At 68.0% G+C, this 895-nt stretch carries 1 protein-coding gene; it reads left to right on the top strand.

The features are described from left to right. Positions 1-64: 64 nt before the first annotated feature. Positions 65-895, top strand: an 831-nt coding sequence (locus tag GY812_17675) for a ferredoxin reductase (GenBank protein MCP4437311.1), incomplete at its 3' end; no start/stop codon positions are given.

Consider the following 895-nt stretch of genomic DNA (forward strand, 5'->3'; position numbering starts at 1 on the left):
ACAGCGTGCAGGCACGACTAGTGTCGGTCGTGTCGTGCTTTGCCCCCGACTCGAAGGACAACCAATGACGAACCCGGAGAGCGCGCCGGCGCCGAGTCCGCCGAAACCGGCCCGCGGATCGGGTAAGCCCACCGGAGTGGTGGTGGACACCACGCGGGCCAACGTCGCGACCACCGGCAGGCATCCGGGATGGAATGCGTTGCGCACGCTGGCCACCCGGATCACCTCGCCACTGCTGCCTGATGACTACCTGCGCCTGCTGAACCCACTGTGGTCGGCGCGCGAGTTGCGCGGCCGGGTGATCGAGGTGCGCCGCGAAACCGAGGACTCGGCGACGCTGCTCATCAAGCCCGGGTGGGGTTTCAGCCTGGATTATCAGCCAGGTCAGTACGTCGGGATCGGGCTGCTGATGGGCGGTCGCTGGCGGTGGCGGTCCTACTCGTTGACCTCGAGCCCGGTCACCGGGGATCGCATCATCACCATCACGGTGAAGGCGATGCCCGAGGGGTTCCTGTCCACCCACCTGGTCGGCGGGGTGGAGCCGGGCACCATCGTGCGACTGGCCGCTCCCCGGGGAAATTTCGTCATGCCCGATCCGGCGCCCCCGTTGGTGCTGTTCCTCACCGGCGGGTCCGGCGTAACGCCGGTGATGTCGATGTTGCGCACCCAGGCCCGTAGACAGCAGATCGGTGACGTCCTGCATCTGCACTCGGCGCCCACCGAGGCTGATGTGCTCTTCGGCGACGAGTTGTCCGAACTGGCCAACACCCACGACGGGTACGAGGTGCGGCTGCGGATCACCCGCACGCAGGGCCGTCGCGACTTGTCCCGGCTCGACGATGAGGTACCCGACTCGCGTGAGCGCCAGACCTGGGCGTGCGGACCCGAGCGGCTG

The organism is Actinomycetes bacterium, assembly GCA_024222295.1.
In the GTDB taxonomy this organism is placed as follows: Bacteria; Actinomycetota; Acidimicrobiia; order Acidimicrobiales; family Microtrichaceae; genus JAAEPF01.